The organism is Arthrobacter sp. Rue61a (assembly GCF_000294695.2).
Lineage (GTDB): Bacteria > Actinomycetota > Actinomycetes > Actinomycetales > Micrococcaceae > Arthrobacter > Arthrobacter aurescens_A.
In genome coordinates this window covers 1-21,276 of sequence record NC_018532.1, presented here as the reverse complement: position 1 = coordinate 21,276, position 21,276 = coordinate 1, and the positions used below count along the sequence as shown (strand labels likewise).

20 protein-coding genes and 1 pseudogene are annotated in these 21,276 nt (G+C 60.8%); 8 read left to right on the top strand and 13 right to left on the bottom strand.

All coding sequences use genetic code 11. From position 1 onward, the window contains the following. The first annotated feature begins 47 nt into the window (after positions 1–47). Both ARUE_RS21815 and lgt read left to right on the top strand, forming a co-directional pair. The gene (locus ARUE_RS21815; RefSeq protein ID WP_014923369.1) at positions 48–1,334 is read left to right on the top strand and encodes an MFS transporter; all 1,287 of its coding nucleotides are present in this window, start codon (positions 48–50) and stop codon (positions 1,332–1,334) included. A 243-nt stretch (positions 1,335–1,577) separates the two neighbouring features. Continuing rightward, positions 1,578–2,534 (top strand): prolipoprotein diacylglyceryl transferase, encoded by a 957-nt coding sequence (lgt, locus tag ARUE_RS21810; RefSeq protein ID WP_014923368.1) that lies wholly within the window; start codon positions 1,578–1,580, stop codon positions 2,532–2,534. 137 nt (positions 2,535–2,671) lie between these two features. On the opposite strand, the pseudogene ARUE_RS23875 reads toward lgt, so the two are convergent. Beyond that, positions 2,672–3,001: pseudogene (locus ARUE_RS23875) on the bottom strand (recombinase family protein); the annotation flags it as partial. Between the two features lie 211 nt (positions 3,002–3,212). Between ARUE_RS23875 and ARUE_RS24280 the strand changes: the two are divergent. Then, entirely contained in the window at positions 3,213–3,389 is a 177-nt protein-coding gene (locus ARUE_RS24280; protein ID WP_014923366.1) for a hypothetical protein, read from the top strand. 52 nt (positions 3,390–3,441) lie between these two features. Here the strand turns inward: ARUE_RS24280 and ARUE_RS21795 are convergent, their stop codons facing one another. The 7 genes from ARUE_RS21795 to ARUE_RS21765 all read right to left on the bottom strand — a co-directional run bounded on the left by ARUE_RS21795 (position 3,442) and on the right by ARUE_RS21765 (position 10,982). Beyond that, positions 3,442–3,852, bottom strand: coding sequence for a four-helix bundle copper-binding protein (locus tag ARUE_RS21795; protein ID WP_043471953.1), 411 nt, complete (start codon positions 3,850–3,852; stop codon positions 3,442–3,444). A gap of 122 nt (positions 3,853–3,974) precedes the next feature. Next, positions 3,975–4,892, bottom strand: coding sequence for a F510_1955 family glycosylhydrolase (locus ARUE_RS21790; RefSeq protein WP_014923364.1), 918 nt, complete (start codon positions 4,890–4,892; stop codon positions 3,975–3,977). Positions 4,893–4,975: 83 nt separating this feature from the next. Beyond that, positions 4,976–5,617: a DUF305 domain-containing protein gene (locus tag ARUE_RS21785; RefSeq protein ID WP_051025147.1), complete on the bottom strand. Its 642-nt coding sequence runs from the start codon at positions 5,615–5,617 to the stop codon at positions 4,976–4,978. Positions 5,618–5,772: 155 nt separating this feature from the next. After that, positions 5,773–6,243, bottom strand: coding sequence for a hypothetical protein (locus tag ARUE_RS21780; protein WP_014923362.1), 471 nt, complete (start codon positions 6,241–6,243; stop codon positions 5,773–5,775). Positions 6,244–6,383: 140 nt separating this feature from the next. Then, positions 6,384–7,064 (bottom strand): plasmid pRiA4b ORF-3 family protein, encoded by a 681-nt coding sequence (locus ARUE_RS21775; RefSeq protein ID WP_014923361.1) that lies wholly within the window; start codon positions 7,062–7,064, stop codon positions 6,384–6,386. A 14-nt stretch (positions 7,065–7,078) separates the two neighbouring features. Further along, positions 7,079–10,045: a Tn3 family transposase gene (locus ARUE_RS21770; protein WP_014923360.1), complete on the bottom strand. Its 2,967-nt coding sequence runs from the start codon at positions 10,043–10,045 to the stop codon at positions 7,079–7,081. A 301-nt stretch (positions 10,046–10,346) separates the two neighbouring features. Beyond that, positions 10,347–10,982, bottom strand: coding sequence for a TetR/AcrR family transcriptional regulator (locus ARUE_RS21765; RefSeq protein ID WP_014923359.1), 636 nt, complete (start codon positions 10,980–10,982; stop codon positions 10,347–10,349). Between the two features lie 147 nt (positions 10,983–11,129). Between ARUE_RS21765 and ARUE_RS21760 the strand changes: the two genes are divergently transcribed. Both ARUE_RS21760 and ARUE_RS21755 read left to right on the top strand, forming a co-directional pair. Then, complete coding sequence (locus ARUE_RS21760; protein WP_014923358.1) at positions 11,130–11,792, top strand: membrane protein; 663 nt, start codon at positions 11,130–11,132, stop codon at positions 11,790–11,792. Next, on the top strand, positions 11,789–12,232 hold the full coding sequence (locus ARUE_RS21755; protein WP_051025137.1) for an SRPBCC family protein: 444 nt from the start codon (positions 11,789–11,791) through the stop codon (positions 12,230–12,232). Before ARUE_RS21760 ends, ARUE_RS21755 begins: the two co-directional genes overlap by 4 nt. Before the next feature lie 344 nt (positions 12,233–12,576). On the opposite strand, the gene ARUE_RS21750 is transcribed toward ARUE_RS21755, so the two are convergent. Further along, the gene (locus ARUE_RS21750; RefSeq protein WP_014923356.1) at positions 12,577–13,161 is read right to left on the bottom strand and encodes a hypothetical protein; all 585 of its coding nucleotides are present in this window, start codon (positions 13,159–13,161) and stop codon (positions 12,577–12,579) included. Positions 13,162–13,346: 185 nt separating this feature from the next. On the opposite strand from ARUE_RS21750, the gene ARUE_RS21745 reads away from it, so the two are divergent. Next, positions 13,347–14,345, top strand: a complete 999-nt coding sequence (locus ARUE_RS21745) for a hypothetical protein (protein WP_014923355.1) — start codon at positions 13,347–13,349, stop codon at positions 14,343–14,345. Positions 14,346–14,654: 309 nt separating this feature from the next. Here the strand turns inward: ARUE_RS21745 and ARUE_RS21740 are convergent, their stop codons facing one another. Beyond that, positions 14,655–15,233: a recombinase family protein gene (locus ARUE_RS21740; protein WP_043471830.1), complete on the bottom strand. Its 579-nt coding sequence runs from the start codon at positions 15,231–15,233 to the stop codon at positions 14,655–14,657. Between the two features lie 240 nt (positions 15,234–15,473). On the opposite strand from ARUE_RS21740, the gene ARUE_RS24275 reads away from it, so the two are divergent. Further along, positions 15,474–15,656 carry a hypothetical protein gene (locus ARUE_RS24275; protein WP_162486260.1) on the top strand — a complete coding sequence of 61 codons (183 nt, stop codon included), beginning with the start codon at positions 15,474–15,476 and terminating at the stop codon, positions 15,654–15,656. Positions 15,657–17,626: 1,970 nt separating this feature from the next. Next, on the top strand, positions 17,627–17,917 hold the full coding sequence (locus tag ARUE_RS21730) for a hypothetical protein (RefSeq protein ID WP_014923351.1): 291 nt from the start codon (positions 17,627–17,629) through the stop codon (positions 17,915–17,917). Positions 17,918–18,212: 295 nt separating this feature from the next. Here the strand turns inward: ARUE_RS21730 and ARUE_RS21725 are convergent, their stop codons facing one another. From ARUE_RS21725 to ARUE_RS21715, 3 genes are all read right to left on the bottom strand, one after another. After that, on the bottom strand, positions 18,213–18,926 hold the full coding sequence (locus ARUE_RS21725) for a DUF6994 family protein (RefSeq protein ID WP_014923350.1): 714 nt from the start codon (positions 18,924–18,926) through the stop codon (positions 18,213–18,215). Positions 18,927–20,076: 1,150 nt separating this feature from the next. Next, a complete protein-coding gene (locus ARUE_RS24855) occupies positions 20,077–20,202 on the bottom strand; it encodes a ribbon-helix-helix domain-containing protein (RefSeq protein WP_286140402.1) in 126 nt (41 codons plus the stop codon). Between the two features lie 203 nt (positions 20,203–20,405). After that, positions 20,406–21,176 carry a ParA family protein gene (locus tag ARUE_RS21715; protein ID WP_014923347.1) on the bottom strand — a complete coding sequence of 257 codons (771 nt, stop codon included), beginning with the start codon at positions 21,174–21,176 and terminating at the stop codon, positions 20,406–20,408. Positions 21,177–21,276: the final 100 nt, after the last annotated feature.

The window sequence follows — 21,276 nt, the reverse complement described above, 5'->3', positions numbered from 1 at the left end:
GGAAAACCGAACCGCCGCCGATAGCCGTCCCTCCACAACGGAGCGCAATGATCTCAGGCAACACCCCCTCCCGCCACCAGCACAGGACAACAGACAGCTTCAGACTGGGTCTGCGGCAGAACCTGGCCCAGTTCATGCTCCTCGTCGCCGTCAACGCCCTCGTCGGCGGAACCCTCGGCCAGGAACGCACCGTGCTGCCGCTGCTCGCCGGGCAGGTCTTCCACCTTGATCAGTACACGTCCGCGCTGACCTACATCCTCGCGTTCGGGCTGGCCAAAGCCGCCACCAACTACTTCGCCGGCACCCTCTCGGACCGCTACGGCCGCAAGCCCGTCCTCGTGGCCGGCTGGCTGATCGCGCTGCCCGTTCCCCTGATGCTGATCTTCGGCCCGTCCTGGAGCTGGATTGTCGCCGCCAACGTTGTCCTTGGCGTCAGCCAGGGCCTGACCTGGTCCACCACCGTCATGATGAAGATGGACCTAGTGGGCCCCGAACGCCGGGGACTGGCGATGGGCCTCAACGAGGCCGCCGGGTATCTCGGGGTCGCCGGCACCGCCTTGACCACCGGCTACATCGCCTCAACCTACGGGCTGCGCCCCGGCCCCTTCCTCCTCGGCGCAGCCTTCATCGCCGTCGGCCTCGGACTCTCCATCCTGACCATCCGCGAAACGCACCAGCATGCCAAAACCGAAGCAGCCACACACAGAGCCGCTCACGCCGGAACCCACGCGGGGCTGAGCAACAGGCAAATCTTCACCCTGACCAGCTTCCGCGACAAATCGTTATCCTCGGTCAGCCAAGCCGGGATGGTGAACAACCTCAACGACGGCCTGGCCTGGGGACTGTTCCCCGTCCTCTTCGCCGCCGCAGGGCTGAGCATCGAACGCATCGGCATCCTCGCCGCCGTCTACCCGGCAGTCTGGGGAGCAGGGCAACTCGTCACCGGTGCCCTGTCCGACAGATACGGGCGCAAACCGCTGATCGCCGGAGGCATGCTCGTCCAGGCCGCAGCCCTGGCCATAGTTGCTATCGGAAACGGCTTCGGAACCTGGCTCGCCGCGGCCATCCTTCTCGGGGCCGGCACCGCCATGGTCTACCCCACCCTGCTGGCCGCCATCGGCGACGTCGCCCACCCCGCATGGCGCGCACGCTCCGTCGGCATCTACAGGCTCTGGCGCGACGGCGGATTCGCCATCGGCGCCCTGCTCTCCGGACTCCTCGCCGACGCCTACGGCGTCCCCGCGGCCATCGCCGTCGTCGGCGCCCTCACGGCAGCATCCGGCATCATCGTCGCCGTCCGGATGCGTGGCAGGGACCACAAACCCGCCATCTAAGGAAGCAGCGCCGCGCGAATTCAGGCAGAGGTTACAACATCCACGGGATCCATCGAGCCTGGCCAGGGAGGGGCGCGTTGCAGATTCTCCCGCCGGAATCCTCCCAATGATGCCTGCAGTAAGCCGGGGACACCCGCCCCGGCAACACGGATCAACGTGTACCGATCAAGCATCCGCTGCCTTTGCGATTACGATCAAGAAGGGCGTGATGGCCCTCTTCTCCTTAATAAGGGACAGATTCCCATGCAACCTTCAGTACTGCCCGGCTTCTTTATTCCGTCGCCGACGCTCAGCGCCGTCCAAGTCGGGCCGCTGACGATACGTTTCTATGCCCTCTGCATCCTGGCAGGCATCGTCATAGGCGCCTGGCTGACAGCCCGCCGCTTCCGGGCTCGGGGCGGCACGACGGCGCAGGCCATGGACATCATCATGTGGGCTGTTCCATTCGGCATCGTCGGCGGCAGGCTTTATCACGTCATCACAGACAACCAGCTGTACTTCGGGCCCGGCAAAGACCCGTGGGGCGCTTTCCGGATCTGGGAGGGTGGTCTCGGAATCTGGGGCGCCGTCGCCCTCGGTCTGGCCGGCGCCGCTATTGGGGCACGGCGCACCGGCGTGCGCCTGGCAACATTCGCCGACGCCGCCGCACCCGGCCTGCTCCTGGCCCAGGCGATGGGCCGGTGGGGCAACTGGTTCAACAACGAACTCTACGGCGAGCCGACAAACCTGCCCTGGAAACTCCAGATCCACACCATGAACCCGGCCACCGGCCAGGCCGTGGTCACCGCCGACGGAACACCGGAGATCCTGGGATACTACCAGCCGATGTTCCTTTACGAGTCACTGTGGTGCCTGGCTGCCGCAGCGCTGCTGGTGTTCCTGGACCGCAGGTACAAGCTCGGGGCCGGCTCAGTATTCGCCCTCTACGTCGTCCTGTACACCGCCGGCCGTTTTGTCTTCGAACTGATGCGCTCCGACTACGCCAACACCATTCTGGGCCTGCGCGTGAACACCTGGGTTTCCGCTCTGCTCTTTCTTGCCGGCCTCGCTGTCTTCCTGGTCCTCAGATCCCGTCCGCGGTCCGCATCAACGGCTCAAAGCGCCGGTTCCATTGATGGCTTCGATACTCTCGCAAACGGGCACGATCCTGGGAAGCACGACGAAACGGACGGCAAAGGGAATCGCCACCACGTGCCGTGAGGACCACATGGTGCTGCTGATGGCGGTCCTGCCTTCACCTTGGTCTGCACACCACTGCCGCTGTTGGGTTCACGGCCGTCGTGCTCATATCGATGCCTGCACTTCAGGCACTTCGAGGGCGGTACGACCGGGCAAGCAGCGGGGGTCATGTTGTAGGGGCGTCCGCCGTCACGGCGCGGACGCGGGCGGATGCCAGTCCGACGATGGTGCGTTCGGAGATGAGTTCGCGTTCAAATTCCGAGAGGGCGGCAAAGATCCCGCAAACGAGCTTCCAGACGACCAGGGTGTCCCCAAGCCGGAGGGCCTTGAGGCAGGCGGCCAATAGGGGGCGGCCACCCCTTCTTCCCGGAGGCCCTGTCCTCGTAAAGGGAATCCGCGCCGGTCCCGGCGGCCAGGAGCGCGTCGCGCTGCAGGTCCGGCGGGCCACGCTGTACAAGTATTTCCCGGACGTGGAGGCGGTTCTGGATGTCTGGCACGAACGCCAGGTCCAAGCCCACCTGGATCACGTGGCCCAGGTCAGGGACAGCACCCCAGGCGGCCCGGACCGGATAATGAGTCCGTCCTGAAAGCCTCTGGGCTGATCAGGCACTCCAAACATGGCGGCGACCAGGACGCCCGGCTGCACCACGGTTCACACGTGGCCGGGCCCAGCAGCACCTCCAGGCCTTCCTGGCCGAGATGCTGGCCGAGGGGTCCGGCGCAGGGATCTTCCGCACTGACGTCGCTGCCGACGAGCTCGCCGGATACTGTCTGCATGCCATGAGCGCAGCGGCCGGGCTGAGCAGCGCGGACGCGGTCCTGCGGCTCGTCACAGTCACCATGGCCGGGCTGAGTCCGGAGCCGACGACCGCCTAATACGAAGCCATTTGGGTGGTTGAATGTGCAGAGGCGTCCGGGCTAGGGGGTTTCAGACCATCGACTCGAGCAGGGCTGCGCAGGCGTTTTCGCAGCGGCGGCAGGCTTCCGCGCAGATCCTGCAGTGCTCGTGCATCCCGGCATGGCGTTCGCATTCCTCGGCACACACGGCGCAGGCGGTCCGGCAGGCCTGAAGCGCCTCCCGGGTCAGCTCGGTGTTGGCGCCGGTCAGCCGGGTGAGGATGTTGCCGGTGGCGGCGCAGATGTCGGCGCAGTCCAGGTTGGTGCGGATGCACACCGCGAGGTCGGCGACCATGTCTTCACCCAGACACGCATCGGCGCAGGCCGTACAGGTCTGGGCACACTCGAAGCAGGCAGCGATGCATTCTGCCAGCTTCTCCTTGTGCAGGCTGCCCGCCCCCTTGGGATGCGCGCCGATCACTGCACTGATGTGGTGGGCCATCATCCTGCTCCTGTCATCGGTGACGGGTGGCCGGCTGTTACCGGCCCTCCGGCCCTACCCTAGACCGGTGGAGGCCACGTGTCTGCCCCTCCGTGGCCTCCGCCCATCCCCGATGTCAGGAGTCAGGATGCGTTGGCGGACCTGAAGGTGGCCCCGCCGTCAGTGGAGACGAGGACTCCCTCGGCGGTGGCCCCGCCGTCAGTGGAGACGAGGACTCCCTCGGCGGTGGCTGCCCAGACCGAGAGGTTTCCGTCGGCGCCCTTGGCGGCGGCTATGGCCTGCACCTGTCCGTCGATCCGTCCTTTCCGTGTCCACGTCGCGCCGGCGTCGGCGTCGGAGGAATAGTGCACGGTGCCGTCCGGTTCAACGCCCACGGCTTCGGTGGGGCGGGGAAACGTGGCGAACTGGATGACCGGGGCCTGCTTCTGCAGGGTCCAGGTGTTGCCGCCGTCGGTCGAGCGCTGCACTCCTTCCTGGGTGGTGGCCAGCACGGTGTCGCTGTCGGGGTGCCCGGCCAGGGCGGCGGGGGCGAAACCGGCGGCGACTGTTTTCCAGGTCTTCCCGTCGGGGCTGGTTCGCAGTTCCGCATCGTAGGCGATGATTCCGGATCTGGTTGTGGTGAGGGCGTGGAAGTCCGATTCGCCCTGCCGGGAGAGCGGTTCCCAGGTCTTGCCGCCGTCGCTGGATTTCATCAGCCCGAGAGGCTCGGGCAGGTCTGATCCCGGGCCGGGGTGGCCGGAGGCGTAGAAGCTGCCCTGGTCCTTGCCGGGGGTGAAGCCCATCAGGTCGTTGGTGGCACCGATCTTCATGGCCGGTTCCTTGGTGACGTCGAACAGGCCGTCGTGGGTGGCCATCAGCACCTGGCTGCTGTCGCCGCTGACGGTCAGTCCGTGGATGTGGGTGCCGGGCAGCCCGCTTGTTGCCGCAGGGGATGCTCCGGTCGACGGGGCGTTGGGCGGGGTGCAGGCGGCCAGGGCCAGGACGAGGACACCGGCCGTCAGGGCTGCGGTGAATGAACGGTTGGGGATTGGGAAGGGCATGGAAACTCCAGATGTCGGGGAGGAGATGGGGCAGGCACCGCGGCCCCGGAGGGCCACGGTGCCCGGATGCTGATCAGCGGGAGTCAGAAACCTGCCAGCAGGTCCTTCATTTCCTGGATTTCGGCTTCCTGCGCTGCGACGATGTCCTTGCTGAGCTTGACCGCGTCGGCGTTCTTGCCGTCGGTGCTTTCGGTCTTTGCCATCATGACGGCGCCTTCATGGTGGGCGATCATCTGGGTGAGGAAGAGTTTGGCGGCCTCGGTGCCCTGTGCGGCCTCGAGTTTTGCCATGTCCTCCTCGCCCATCATCCCGGACATGCTGTGACTGGAAGGCATGTTGGTGGGCATCGCGGTGGGCTGTCCCCAGCTTTCAAGCCAGCCGGTCATCTTCTCGATTTCCGGTCCCTGCGCGTCCTTGATCTTGGTGGCCAGGTCCGTCACGGGTGCGGGAATGCCGTCTTTCTTGAGCATGGTCTCGCTCATCGTCACGGCCTGCGTGTGGTGCGGGATCATCATCTGGGCGAACATGGTGTCCGCGTCGTTGAACTCAGCCGAAGCTGCGGCCGAGGTTGCCGGCGCTGAACCCGATGGCATTGCCGAGTTGCCTTGGTTCATGCCGGGCATGCTGCTGGTCGCCGGGCTTCCGGTTTCTGTGGCGGCGGCGCAGCCGGCGAGGGCGATTGCTGCTGCGATCGCGGCAGCGGAAACGGTCAGGGTCTTTTTCATCTTCATCATGGAAATCAGGGTCCTCAAAGGTATCAGCGGCGTGTAGCGCCTTGGGATTGCACGCCATGACGGTCCCCTAAGCGGGGGCGGCCTGTTTTATGCGTGCCGATGTAGCTTGAAGCTGCGCCGGTAAGGACACGGCGCGTCGTGCTGGCTTACGTCCGGCTGATACAGAGGTCACCGGGAGAGGGGCTGGCCGGTGAGTAGGAATAGCGGGTACCGGCCGCGGCCGCCGCACCGAAGTCCGGTAAGGCATAGGGTGCTGTTTCCGGGGCAGGGGCAGTGAGCGATGTGCTTCCCGGGGACAGCACGCAGGCGTTGCCGCCGGCGGACATCTCGGGGCAGGACCCGTCAGGGCCGCAGGACGAAGACGAGCCAGGTGCCGCTGCGCCAACTGCAGCGCCGTCCGCGGATTCTCCCGGTGCATTGGAGTGACCGGCCGGCATACTCTGCGATTCCAGCGATGGCCCGGCGGCTGCTGTGGGCATGCTGTGCGTGGCGCTGGTGTGCTGTGCCCCGGCCATGATGTGCATTCCGAACATTCCGGCGATGATGGCCAGGGCCGCCATCAGGAAGCCTGCACGAAGGAAGAACGCGCTGAAGAGTCCACGAGATGGTGAGCTCACAACATTTTCCTCCCTTCCGTGCGGATTGTTCAGACCCTTAAGTCTACCGGCAGGGGTACTCCTGCCGGTTCAGAGCCTCTTGTTCAATGCCGGATACAGCGTAAATGAGATAGTCCCGTAGACCCCAACCAGACACTTGATTAGCTTCCTTCGGGTGTGAAGAGTTGGCGGAGTTCTTCATTGACTTTGTCCGCGTTGAAGTGTGCGGGGTCGAAGGTTTCCTCTCCGCCGGATCGTTGCGCGGTTCCTTGGGCCCATTCGTGCAGCCCCTGGACGTGTTCGCGGTCTGATTCATCGACGGCATGAGGGTCGGCCAGAGTGGCGATGAGGTCTTCGTAGCCGCCGATTCCGCCGGAGTCCTCCAGGGGGCAGCGCCGCTTACCACGGATCACCCGGGCATGGACGTCGTCGCTGGTTTTCCTGATGGTTTCGATCCAGTCGATGCGGTGGAGCCAGCCGTCGCCGAAGTCGTATTCGTAGAACAGCGGGGTTGAGCCTTCGTTGAGGACTTTCCCTAGCCGGGCTGTTTCTTCGGGCAGGTACCAGCCCTCATCATCTTCTGCCCTGACATAGACCGGCGCCCAAGACCGGGCCTGTGTGCGTCCGCGGCCCGGAGTGTTCGGATTGCGTTCGGTAAAGGAATGCAGGTGGGAGTTTTCCCAGCCCATGATCACCTGCAGGACGTCGTGGAATTCGTCCAGGTAGAGGCTGGAATCGACTTCGAAAAGCCGCCAGATCTTCGGCTTACTACCGACGATGTGGACTCGCGCGCGCAAAAGCTTGCCTTTGGCTCTTGGTGTGGATCTCTCATTCGTGGCCATAGGGGTCCTTTCCATTACAAAGCAGCAGCTTGGGCCAAGCGGTTGTTACCGCGCGTACTCTCATCCGGTTCCGCAGATATCCGGCCCAGGTCCAGGTGGGTCGTCATGTCGAGGGTGAATCGTCCGTAGGGGTTGATATGGGTCCAGAACAACGGGGTGAGACCCCTGCGGTCTTCGGGTTCGAGCAGTTCGTTGAACTCCGGGACCTCGAGCACGGTTTGCAACAGCAGGGTGTTGACCAGGACCAGGGAGGATTGGAGCAGGTGCAGGGCGAGCATGGACACCTCGGTCGTTTCACGGTCCGGGCCCGTAAGATCCCGGTTCTTCCCATAGAAGACGACGTCGTTGCCGCTGTTCCAGTTCTCCACCACCTGCAGTCCGGAATTGATTTCGCGTCGCAGGTCTTCGCTGGCGAGGTAGTCGGCGGCGAAGATCGTCCGCACGGCCCTGCCCAGTTCCTCCAGAGCCTGGTAGGTGGGGTGTTTCGGCCCGCCCCTGGTGAAGCGGCGCAGAATTGTCTCTGACTCGGCCGTGCCGAGCTTGAGGGCCGTGGCATATTTGACCATCTGGTCGTATTGCTGGGCGATGATCTCCCAATTGATCGGTCTGGACAGCACAGGGTTGATTTCCCCGTAGGCTTCTTCATTGCCGGCCCGGTAGAGGCGGATCGACCCGATGTTCTTCAACCTCGGCAACAGCTTGAACCCCAGAAGTTCGGTGAACGCGAACCCGACAATCGAGGCGCCGTGAGTATCGACGTAGTTCGCTTCGATCTCCGCCTCGGTGTCATGGCGCAGGACTCCTTCGATCATCGCCGCAACCTCGGAGGAGGAGCAGTTCTTCAACTGCGAGTAGATGCAGGTCGATTTCTTCTCCACGTGCCAGTAGATCATCACTCCGGGACCGCCGTAGCGGTTGTGCCATTCGGTCATCAGGTTCGATTCCCAGGAGCCGAACTTCTTCGAATCCGACGCACAGGCATTCCCTTCACCCCACCAGTCAGGGTTCCTGGCCTCGAACGTTGCGTTGACGACCTTCACGATCGCCTGGCGCAGATTGTCCTTCGTAATGAATGTCCGGCGGACGTGGCGTAGCTCCCGTTCGTTCTCTCCATGGCCGCCGGCATCAGTGACGGCTTTGATGCCCATGTTCGTACCGAGTCCGAACAGGCAGAGCAACAAACGCCTGCGAAGGGTCTCACGGTCCAGGACCTCACGGGAGGCCACGGAAACGAATTCCTGGGTGAACCCGGTCAGGAAGTCCGCTTCCTTGAGGACTTCAAGCAAGTCCAGGGTGCCCCACCGTGCCAGGACCTCGTCCTTGAGTTTGCCCAGATTCGTTGGCTCTTCGAGCTTCGCCAGCTTGGGTACCCTTATCCACGGCGCCCCTCGGCGTCTGGTGATCTTCACCCCGCCGGTGGTATCGGCCAGCAGCCCGTTATCCAGCTGCTCCAGTGACCTCCTCATTCTGGACTGAAGATCAAAAATGAACCTGGCCGGGTCCAGCGGCTTACGCAAGGCCTCGTAGTGGAGCTCACGGGAAGCGTCGAAGTCCTGGGGAAGGTCCTCTTCCGGGTCCCGCCATTTCCCGGCCCCGTCAACGAAAACCTCACGACGGCGCAATGCGTCCCGTAAGGACACGAGCAGGCAAAGCTCGTAAGGGATCCGCTCAATCCTGCCCTTCTCGTCCCGGACAGCGCCCTCCCAGGACCTGGGCACCACACCCGCAACCGGGACTACATCTCCGGGCGCGAAGAACTGGCTCCTACTTCCAGCATCCGCGTACCGTTCCAGCAACGCGATGGCATCCATGATGGGCCGGAACGCCGTGTTATGGCACCGGAACCGCAGCACGGACAGCAGTGCCGGCAACATCCGCCGGTAATGATTCGAGTACGAACCCCGCAACACGGTCCGCACCTTGCCCTGGAACACGCTCTCGTTGGCCTTTGCCTCCTGGACCAGTTGCCGCAGGGTTTTCTCGCTCACCACCGGGAACACGGCCTCCCGGACCGTCTCATCCGGGCATGCGACGGCCGTCTCGGCCAGTGTGAACAGCAAAGCCGTCTTCCCGCGCACCCTTTGCAGATCCTCGGTGAGTTCCTTCTCGACCTTCCTCACCGCGCCGGTATTGATCTTCAACACCAGCACGAGCAGCAAATCGACCAGGCTGTCAGCGATCTCCGCCGTCCGTTGATGACACAACGCCGCCAACAGCGTCAACCGCACCGGCGCCGGCGCGTCCTGAAAATCCGATGGATACATCCGGGCCGCCCTCGCCCGCCAGACACTCACGACCTTCTCTGACACCCCGGCAAACAGACCAGCCGGTAAATCAAGAGCCTGGGCTGCTGAAAGCTTCTCCACCTCTGCCAGCAACGATTCCAAACCAGCAGGGCCCGGATCGGCCTTCAGCACCGACAACAGAGAACCGGCTGCACTATCAGCGATCAGAGCCTTCAGCCCAGCCGCACCGTCCGGCCCCAGAACCTTGAGGACATCAGCACACAGGCGCTGCTCAAACAACGCCCGGCCAGCGCCAACAATCCTGCCCGCACGTCCCGGCGGCTCAATCCGCTCCTGACGGCACCGTGACAGCAAAGCCTCCACAAGCGCAGGCTCACGACCCTCCGACGGGCAAACCCTCTCCGCCAACCACCCAGCCAGCGCGGCCTCATCAGCGGAAGTGAACTCACGGAATCCAAAATGGGACCTGATCTCGGCCCGGTGGTATTTGATTGAGCGCCCATCCCAGTAAGGAGCCAGCGCATCGATGGGAACAGAAATCTGTGCCGTAACATAGTTCAAAGCTCCCAGCGGAAGGTCAGAAGGCCCAACCGGAAATCTGGCATGTTGCTGAAAAAACTTCAGTAACACAGCAAACCCCGCCCGAGTCGCTCCTGACTTCCGCGCCATCAATGCCACATCGTCATCAACCAGCGTCCACGAATCAAGAAGTTCACTCGTCAGCTCAAGGCCCATACCAGAACTCAACCACATCTAGATTGCCCCTGAAGACACCTTCAGGAGTACCGGGCCCAGAGCGCCTTGCCACAGTGATATGGGCAGGTAGCCCGCTTGTCGCACAGTCGCGCGCCCCTGTTTGGCCAGTCATGGGACGGCTCCACGGGGTAGCGACAGCAGCAGACCCTGGCATTAGTTGCTTGGTCCCCGAATTGGCGAAGCCCCGGTCAAATAGCGGTTGACCGAAGCTCCGATCGCATTATGTCCACACTAAGCTTGTAGTTCGCTGGGAGGGCGGCAGGGGTAGGTGGGGACTCTTTTAAGTGAGCAACATATCTGGAAGGACGTCGCAGAGCCATGCCATGATCTGGTCGTGGCTCCAGCCGCGCTCAACAGCGAGCTGGTGGTACGTGCTGTCACCGTAGACAGTCATGAACGCCTCGGTGAGCTGACCGATGGGCCGATCGGCACGGAGCGGCCCCTTTTCCGCCAGTATCTCCAAGACCTGCCCGAACCCGTCCCTGCGAAGGTTTTCATGGTGTTGGTGCGTTCGGCGCACCTCGTTATCGGTCAGGGCGGCTGCGCGAAGAACTTCCGAGATAGCCGACGCGCGCGCAAATAGGGGGCCTGCTCCACGAATGAAGATCCGCAATGCCTCAGCAGCGTCGGGTTCCTGCATCATCGCTGCCCACCACGGTTGGGCCTGCGGCGGGCGGGGATCATCTTCGCCCAGGACGGCGGAGTCAATTACGGCACTGATGAGCTCGGGTTTGGTGTGGAAGACGAAGTACACGGTTTGCGAAGCTACTCCGGCACGGGCGGCAATGCCGGCCATGGTGGCCCCGTGGAATCCTCGGGCGATAAATTCCTGGTGCGCCGCCGTTATGATCTTGCGCCGGGTGGCTTCCGATTTCTGCCTGCGGGTGCTCTTGACGTGCAGTGTGTCCGGGTCCATATTTAGAGTATCTCACTAGAGCAGCACTCTAGTTTGCTTCAAGATTAGAGCCGTGTCGTGAAAACGCAGAACCCCAGACCGTCCTCACCGGCAGTCGACCCAACATCCTTTCTCGCCCTCTCTGGCACCGTAGCTAACGAGGCCATCATGAACAGCCATTTCCTTGGCAGACAAGCGGTGACTCTCACCGCACTGGGCACGACCTGCGGGATTGCCTGGGCCACCGGCTTCCGCGGATACATGGTGGAGCTCGCCGGTCCGACATCCACTTTCGATTGGTGGGGAACATTCGGCGCACTCATCTTTCCCGGTGCCGTTGCCGGCGGACTCCTAGGCTGGGCGGAAGCCCTCCGACGGACCGGCGGACGACAGCATTGGCGCTGGCTGGCTCTGGCACCATTGGCGTTTGCCATAGCTCCAATGCTCCTCCCCGGCGCGGTTCCTGCCCTTCTAACTCAGGGCCTTGGCGGAGGAGCAATCGCAGTGGCTCTGATGGCAGTCGGTGGAGGCTACGCTGTATCGCGCCGGGGACCGCTTTGGAGCAGGCTGGCCTGTGGCATCACCAGCGCAGCCCTCCTTGCCGCCCTCGCTCTGGCCGGGCCCGGAATCGGCGGCCCTGCACTCGCTCTTACGGAGCCCCGCGGCGCGTGGGTTGCCGTCCTGGCCGCGTCGTTCGTGACTGTCCTAGCCCTCGCCTCGTCGATCCCACACAGGGCTGTGGCACCAGCCGCGGATTCGCTCGTCCCGTTGCAATCAACCGGACTTGCACCCCATGGCGCGCGTCCGCGCCTTGGAAAGGACGCCTCATGAGACGGCTCCAGCTGGAGATGCGCACCGAGCTGCAGGCTCCGGCCTCAAAGGTCTTCGACTTCGTTGCAGACCACACGAACGCGCCCCGATGGCAGAGCGGCATCGACGAAATTAGGCGCATCACGCCGGGTCCTCTCCGTGTTGGCACTGAACATGAGTTGACGCGGCGATTCGCGGGGATGAAAGTCGTCGCCCGCAACCGCTTCATCGCCTACGAGCCTGGCCGCTTCGTCGCCTTTGAGGTCCCATCGGGCAAGATGACCGGTGTCGCTTCCTATCGGGTAGAGCCCACCGGCTCCGACACGTGTCGGCTCACCAGCAAGGTAGATTTCCAAGTGGGCGGCCTGGCCAGGTTCGCAGTGCCCCTTCTGACGGTGATCTTCAAGCGAGACGACGAGAAGGCCCTAGCCGCCCTCAAGGTCCTGATGGACCAGCCCTAAGCCACGGCAGTCCCGACTCGCAATCGCTCAGCAACCCGGCACCTTAGAAGCCATTCCTCGCCCGACGCGCAACCAACTCGTCTCGGGATCCGGCAGCAAGCATGGAGTCCGCTTCAGACGTGTCCCATTTCCTTAGAAATGGGACAGCGTTGGTGGGCAATCCCGCACTCACAATGTGTGGGGGCGCCGAGCTCCCTTAGCCGGCCGAAGCAGCTGCTCCGGACCCTCCTCCACTTGCATACCTAACAGCGGCCGACTATCGTAATAACTGCCCACCATTGCGATGGATTGGGAAGAAGGCCCTTGAACCCCAGCCGGACGACTGGATCTAGGGTCTTTCGCATTTAAGCCGACTCCGGCGTCTTACGCTCAAGTATCAGGAGATCCTTCAATGCTTCGTAGTAGGCGTCCTGCCCCAGGTGCTTGGCGTTGATGGCGCCCAGGAATATGTCAGGTATCCACAGAAGCGGATCGTCGCCGCCGCGGCAATGACTGATGCTGAAGTCGCGATCGACAACTTTCTGCCCCCTGAGCGCCACAATATGGGCGATGTCCTTTTGGTTCTGGGCAGGCATCCGCGCTTCGCAGATGACTTCCTGGACACCCATGGAGGCAAGCTCGTAGTAGATCGTTTCCAAGCACTTCCGCCTGAATCGTTCAGTCTTGTTCTGACGCCTGCTCACATGAGTCACGACCGCGGACATGGGCGTCAGCTCACTCACAGCAGCAACGATCTTCTTTCGGCGCGCTTCACTTTCATCCGTCCAGTGCAGTTTGATTTGCCCCTTAAGGCGCAAACCCAGCAACTTTTCCCGAAGCTCCTCAGCGGAGTCATCAGGAACTACGGCAGCGCACACAAGGTACTCCTGGGAGTCCTCTGAGCGGTTAGCAGAGGACTCATCGAGGTAGGCGCGAAGTTCTGAAGGCATAAGTGGCACATATCTGAGTAGAGGCGAACTGGTGAACACGTAGAACTGTATGGGTGATCGTGGCGTGTATCCACTAGAATGATCTGACGGGTAAAGCCGCAAGTGAGACAAGTCATCAAGAAGATGTCTAGAAGATTACCATGCGGCTTTAGACGTTCAATTTTAGAAGTAGAAAGGCGTTGAAAATGAGCATCGTGAACCTAGATTTTTCCCGCCTTCCCACGCCCAAGGACCGTCAGGCATACGAAGCCAGGCTCGCCAGGCTAAGCGGCAACTACGGGGCATCGGTCAAACGCTCGGCCGGGACACTTGACTCTCTTCAGGGGAAAGGACCCCTGCTCATGCATGGATTCCGCCTGCGCCACGAATTCATTTACCGGCAAGAAGCGCCCGCAGGGGATTTCTCGGACCGAAAGGTTCCTCCGCGCGAACTCCGCCCACCTTGCACTGAAATTTCATCAAGCCGTGGTTCAACGCTCCGGATCTATCTCACAGCCCTGGCAATTGCTCAAAAGACCATGAGAGCTGGAGGACATCCCCAGTGGCTGCCCATCGTGGCGAACACGGACCGCCCCGGCTGGACCGATCTGGTCGCAACTGACGCAGAGCGAGCAGGCCACGGACTGACAACACTCGAAGCAAAGGACAAGAGAGCCCGATCCGTTAGGGCAAGCTTTAAGCGCTTGGAGACCGCAGAACTCATTCAATTTCCCAGGTCCGAGGGCAAGCGGGGCGACTTCGAAAATTACGACCTTTTGGATGAGAGAGGTTCCAGCGGGGAGCGACAACTCTACAAAGTACCCGGCTCCAAGGAGCCGTTGACCACCTTGCCGTCCGGGTTCATTATGAATTCCTGGGTCCACGTATTGGAGGACTCCGAACTCGCTGTACTTCTCATGGTCGCTTGTGGCAAAGGTAGCCTGGCCGGTCCCTTTGTGAGTATCCCAGCCGAAACTAGACTCCTCCACTACGGGATAGGCCGCGATCCCTACTCACGAGCCCGCAAAACCTTGGAATTATTCGGCTTGCTAAAGGTCGAAGAAGTAAGGCGCCACCGCGATGGCAAAACGGAAGGAGGGGAGAATCATTTCCTGCACAGATTCGAACTCAGAACAGACGGCTTCGATGAAGATGCTCTGCCGACCGTCATCACGGTCCTAAAGGAGCAGCTCGCAAGAACATAACCAAGTCAATGAGCACATCCGCCGGCCTTAACTTGGTAACTGGCTTTCCGAGGTGGCGGAAAACATGGGGACTCTTCGCGCCTAGCCCTGGCAAGAAACCCCAACTCCCGGTCTCTTGCAGCGATGCAAGGTGTTCCATTTGCTTAGAACCGAGACGCTCCCCCGTGGATGATCGCAATCCGGTGGCGACTGGCTGTGCGATCCGCAGCCCGACCTCCGCGTAATATTTCCGTCCCAGATGTTGTCCCAAATCATCTGCTGTCGACAGCAGTCACAAAGGCAACTTCCGGGACAGGGTACCTCTGGGGCTCAGGAGTCCATGCCGAGGTATCGGTAGACGGTGGCGCGGCTGGCTCCGATGATCTTTCCGATGTCCGTCGGCTTGAGACCTCGAGCTTTCAGTTCATGTGCCCTCTTGACCTTCTCGTGGTCTGTAGTGATTTCCCGGCGGCCTGCTTTGCGTCCGTTAGCAGCTGCAGCCGCCATGCCGGCCTTGGTGCGCTCGGAAAGCTGGTCTCGTTCAAGCTGGGCGAAAGCGGAAATGATGGTGACCATCGCCTGGGCCATCGCTCCCCCGACCTCGCTGGCCGGGTCAGTGGCGATGCCATCCCTTAGGGAACGAAACTTGATGCCTCGCACCTTGAAATTATCCAAGAGCTCAAGCAGGTGGCGAGTGTTTCGTCCCAACCGGTCCAGCTTCCACACCACGACCTCATCCCCTGGGCCGAGACGGTCCAGCATCCGGTCTAGCTCCGGACGACTTAACCGCGTCCCACTGATCCCCTGGTCTTTATAGATTCGCTCGCACCCAGCTGCTTCCAGTTCCCGGATCTGCAAATCGGTGTTTTGGTCAGCCAAGCTGACGCGGGCGTATCCAAGGCGTGCCATCACTTCTCCGGGTCTTATCAAAGGACAAATATGAGTGATGTTGAGAATACCTTAGTGAGACACATTGTTGGGACAAGCGACGTGCAGGAAATCCGCGTGCCTGAATCCTCAACTAGGCCCAGCCTGCGGTTCTTACCAAAGGATCCTTTGATAAGAATGACTGGCTGAGGTTAGGTGCCCCCGGGAACCGGTTTGCCGAAGTCGCCACTGCGCTACCGTCCAAGACCTAGACTCAGTGTTGTGGCTACCTACGAACCCTCCGAACTCGCTCGAGAGCTCGGCTACACCAATGAACATAGGCCAGGTAAGGTCGTCCGAGACTACCTTCGTAAAAAATACCCGGACCACCCGAAGTACCAGCGGTGGCTGCTGGATGAGGCCCAGGCTGATGACGTTCGCATCAACGTTCCTCGGAGGCGTTGACCCTACCCACGCAGCCAGTCGCCTAGCGAGCTCGCAATTCTCTCGTTTACCCCCCCGGCGTCGGGGATTGCAGCGAGCTATCTCGACCTCGTCAATTCGGACACGGCACCTGTATGAAGATCCCCGCTGCTCCGGCGGAGTAAATCAAGCGGCACCCTGATTTTGGGCGCGTATGGCGAGTACTCCTGCAAGAGTGACTCACGTTTAGACGGAAGATACAAATGGAAAATAAGCCTGGCTGGTACTGGCATGCGAGCAAGCCGCGTCACGTTTCGCACTGGAATGGGACTTCTTGGGGCAATACTGTTCCTCGTAACCAATTAGGGGACGTTCCCGTTTACAACGCTGACAGCGGCAAAATAATGTCGAGAAGTTCTGGGATTCTACATCGCGACCCGTCGAAATGGCCGCGAATGGTTCTGGGAATCGTCGTTATCGTGGCTATCGGGGTCTGGTTGTTCACGTCATGCGCGTCAAGGAAGGGCGCATCCAACTCAACACAGCCAGATACCGCAGCGTACCAATCGGCCTCGACCATGCCCCAGATGTCACCGGTCACCTCCAGGCGGGCAGCGTCCGCCAGTAAAGTCGTCAACTCGCTAGCCCGCGGCGGCAATGGCACAGCGGCGGACTTTGTCTCTCCGACCGTCGGGTTCCATTACTCGGGCGTCATGTTCGCCCTAAAAGGATGCCGCCTGACCACGGAGTGGTACTCCCCTGGTTCCGGTTCCATGCTTAGCGGTGAGATGACCTGCCGCGATGGGGACCTGGTTGCCGTTGATGTCACGTTCGATTCCAACGACCGAATAACCAAGATCATTGGCCAGGGCGCAAATAGAGAATTCGACTCGAGTGACACCAGTAACCGAACGTACTGACCACCACAGGCCGCCAACGGATTCAGCCCAGCCAGTGTTCCAAATGCTAGGGGTATGAGCGTCCTGCGTGGATCAGCCCTCTCCGTCCTCTGCCGCCTCGCCTTAGCGAAGCCCTTTCTAGACAGAAGGTCCGATCTGGCCTCTCTCCAAGTGGACATCAAAAATGCCTTCCACGCCTTCTGACCAACTTTGATATCGGCTTCGAGTTCGGACTCGTAGCCGAGTGGCCTACTTTCCCTATTCCATGGTTCTGGTGCTGGTTAGGTCAGAATCGGTCGTTTTTAACCGTAGTGAATTGGCCAAGTGATCCCGGCCTTGGCGACGTCATCCTCGTTCCCGGGCACCCTCTCTCTGTGCCATGCCCGGGCGGATAATCAGCACATGGACGAGTTGGAGCGCCTGCGGCGACGCGCGTACGGACGGGATGACGACATCGCGGGGGATGTGGCGGCTCAGGCCCGGCTTTCCGAACTGGAGGCCGCCCAACACCGACAAGGACCAGGGTCTCGACCGATTCGTGCTCAACGGCGACCACGTCGAGGTTTACGTGTTCCAGAGGGCCGCCGACCCGTCTGGCTAGAAGGGGAGCGCCGCGGAGCCCAATCCTCGTTCTGAACCAAAAAGGTCCGAAATGGTCGTTTTTAACGTCGGCCGCGTTCGCGCTGAAAGCGTGCTTTCGCAGTTGCTGTTGGCGCCCCTCATCGCTCATTTCATCGTGCAGGTCATACGTACATCGCTCGGACCCGCCCGCACTCGCATCTACTCATCGACTTACAGCGGCACGGTGATCCACCGGCTTGCGGGCGCAGCTAAAGGTAGTGTGGCGCCAAAGGGGGGTTCCACATGTGTGCTCTAGGTCATGTAGCAGCTCAAGATTGAAACAATAAATCCCGAGGATGGGCAAACGTACTTCCCCCCTCCCCTCTAGCTTCCTAGATTGTTCAGACAAGGGCAGCAGACACAACCAGATCAGGGGGAGATATGGGCATAGGCAGTATTCCATGCGCAAAGGAAACACGGACCGCGCACAGTCCAGTTCCTGCACGGCCCACGAAACCCCTGATCAGAAGGCGAGTTGTAGCCGGTGCGGCCATGATGAAGAAGGCAGTTGCCGGACTCGCCACAGTGGCCATGCTGGTTGGAGGGTCTGCCTGCAGTGCCCCGACCAAAGAAGTGGCGCCACAGGTTTGCATCGATGCGATCGACCACTCTAACGAGATCGTCGACCTGGTTACGGATGTAATCGAACTAAACACCAGCGTGATCGACAAACGTACGAGCTTTGACGCCGCCAGCAAAAAGATGAAAGAACTCCAGCCCAAGATCCGAGCCGCATCCGATGCATGGGTGGCGGCCAGTGATCAGTGCAAGGCGAAGCGGTAATGAAGTGCGACCGGGTCGGGCCTCGACGCCCGACGGGCACTGACCGCGCAGTTTGAACTCGTTGCCCTGCCGCGACCCCGGGCCGCCGACCCCATCCAGGTTGCCGTAGCAAGAAACGAAGCCCGCTGGCTCGCCCGGGAGGATCTGGTCTCAGCCGCTTCACTAAAGGAAAACAAGGCACTCTTGAGTGAATGGTTGAACAACTCGCACCAGGACTCCAAAACGAACGCGGAGTCGGGCCACCGCGTCCCTAATCCACGCAGCCTCGCCATGCTCGTAGTGCCGGACTGGGTATTTAGTCAAGCGCGCAGCGGCGCGTGATCTCGCTGAGGATGCGCAGACGGCGTGCCTCAAATAATTCCAAATTGTCCAGGCGGTAGCGCGCGTAGGTTGGCAGATCGGAAGGCAGCGCCGGCGACTCGAAGTTGTCGAAGGGGAGCAGGAAGCTAACAGCACCATGCTCATCAACGAAGTCACCGAGAAGGAAATGATCGACGTATCCGTTGAAGGAGCCGAATAGCTCAAAGAAATCCGCATGACGCTCCAGAGTAGTGGTCAAGGGACTCGTGCCACCCTCGTAAAAGCGTCGAATCGCTTCGAGAGTCAAGTCCCACCTATCTTGAATCCGCGGATGGGTGCCTCGATTCTGATTGAGACTCCCCTGAGAGACCGGAAAGACCATGAAACCGCAGATCGTGTATGAGCGTTGCAGAAACGCGTCATTGACCTCGTCTGAAAGCTGCGCGTAGAGATGGCTTAGTTTCCGTCGATGCCGCGTCGCAATCGTGTCGCTCCCGAGCACAATTCTGGTGCCGTCCGCCTCATACACAAGATACGGAGAAAGAGCGCGCGCGGCATGAAGCTCGAACGGCCGCCCGTCAGGAAGCGGCTTGCTCCATAGCCGCTGGTGGTAGCGCCGGAGCGTTGGACTGTAGCTGTCGGGGTCCTTCCCGGCCGGAGTGTCATCGAAGAAGTTGTAGTCGACGTCAATCTCACAAAGATCTCCCATGAACTGAATCTAGCAGCGGCCGGAGTCGGCCCGAGTTCCTCGACACGCTGCGCGCCTCCGCCTTAACAGTCAGGCTTTACCCAAGGTCCTCTCGCCCGATTGACGGTGACTCGCTCGTCGGCAACTTTCTGGCATTAGTCAACGAAGAACAACTGAGGAGAAGCTATGACCGGACCAATGCACTTGGGCGCGACATGCATGATGTTCGGACTCTTCATCTATGCGCTTTCGCGTACTTTGTGACGGTGGGCGACTGAATGGCATGTTTTTCTCCGTGAAGAGCAGAAGCCGACTTACTTCGCCAAGAAGCTGCAGACCCTAAGAATTGGGGCGACCTGTCTCTCGTTGCTGGCGGCTCGATACTGCTCGTGGGTTTGCTCGTTGGCCTGGACGGTGGACATTGGGCCTGGAGTGTAATCGCCTCCTAGCCCGAAGCCGTGCTGTCGTGGCTGGGTGGTAGGCATCTGACACACAAAGAGTGCTCCAACACGCCACCCTCATCCCCGTTCGCCGCACGAACTCCCGATGGGGCAACGCAAGGAGTACATGGCGTTCCAGCAGAAGGGGTCCAGTAAAGGATACTCTTACGAGCCTCCTCAGGACCCAGATCTCGCTCCGTCTCGGAAGCCCCTCCCCCAGCTTTGCTGAGACACATCACGGCGAGGCGACTAAATGAGACACTTCCTGCGCGTGAAATCCCGCCGTTTTTGGAGATTTGACGACTGCCCCGCTCATGTCGAAAGCGCTGAGTAAGGCTGTCTCGTGAAGTATTAGGATTCAGAGACACTCTGCCCAGCACATGAGGCAACGGGTATGCCCTGCCGTGCGGCCTATGCGCGAAGGGCTTCCGTAGCATCATGACTGTTGTCGAAGTTCCGACCGCCGGATGGTGCATCCAGAGTCATCTGTGTCGCACGATCCCGTCCGCCGCCTCGTGGATCAGAGGCAGGTCCTGTGCCCCTGGCGTCATCTTGGCATGAATCTGCCTCTTACGGCCTACCGTGGACCTCTCCCCATGGCGCGCCTTCTGCATCGAAGCTCACGCAAGCGGTGATTCCCAGCATAATCTGCTGCAGAAATCAGTCGCCAGGTTTGCAGGCACGAGCTTCACTTCAGATCTCGAGACAATAATTATGTCCAGATAGATTTATTAGCGCCTGAGCCTCTCCCGTAAGGCCTCGTCCAGAAGATCCGTAATAGTGATTCCGTACTTCATCGAGTACGCATCCAACTCGTCGCGAAGGCTTATCTCAATCTTGGATGAGAAGGGTTCCATCCGGCGCTTTCCTCTCGGCCTTCCCGGCCCAGGACGCTGGGGTTCGAGGTCGGCGGGTGGCGCAGACTCTGTGTGAACCGTGGCGACCTGAGGAGCCTCCTCTTGTTTCGTTGCCGCCGTTCGCTTCTCCGTGGAAGTCAAAGCATCCACGACATCGGCAGCTGGTGCTTTGCGTATTGACGACTTACGTTCCAAAGCCATTACTAGTTCACCTCATCCAGGTATCGCGCATGCGCAACGAATTTTTCAGTCATGATTGCGGCTCCCCTACCGGAGAGCTTAGTAAGCGGCGAGCGTGTGCTGACGGAGTCCTGCATGGCTGTCCTCAGCGGAAGATGAGGCTCTCTTACTTCGTGCCCGTACGTGCTCTCCAGCTCTCCGATTTGGAAGGAGTGTTCGGATGTGAGAGGTGAGCTCGTCTTATTGATGATGATGCCCAAAAATTCCAGCTGAGGGTTTAGGTGCGGAAGCGATCTGACCTTCTTCACTGTGTCGAGGAACTCTGTTACACCCTTTACCGAAAAGGCCGCTGGTTCAGTAACCGCAAGTACCCGATCGGCCCAAATCAGTCCGTTCAGTGTCAGTCGTCCCAGTGCCGGCGGAAGATCGATGAGGATGTGGTCGTATTGCTCAAGCTCATCTGCGCCCCATGCTGCGGTCTTGAGTCGCATTTCGGGTGTCAGTAGGGCTTCCGACTCGAGTCGCGCAAGAGACTCAGAACTGGGGATCAGATCGATCCCCGGCCATGTCGTCTGAGTGATGGCTTGGCCGAGGGTTCCGGCTTCTCCCCCATACAACACATCAAAGACGTCGAACTCTCCGGCCCCTTCAAGCGCTTCCGTTACATTGGCTTGTGGGTCGAGGTCGATTATCAACACTCGCTTACCGATTAGACGCAAACCGGTAGCCAGGCCAAGCGTAACTGAAGTCTTGCCCACGCCACCTTTGCGGTTGCCTATGGCCGTGACTCTCATCGCTATCCTCCGCATTTAGCTAGGTACCGATGGGGCTACGCCCATCAGTACATCAGTCTATCAATCTATCAATCTATCAGTCAATCTAGCCATCAATCAA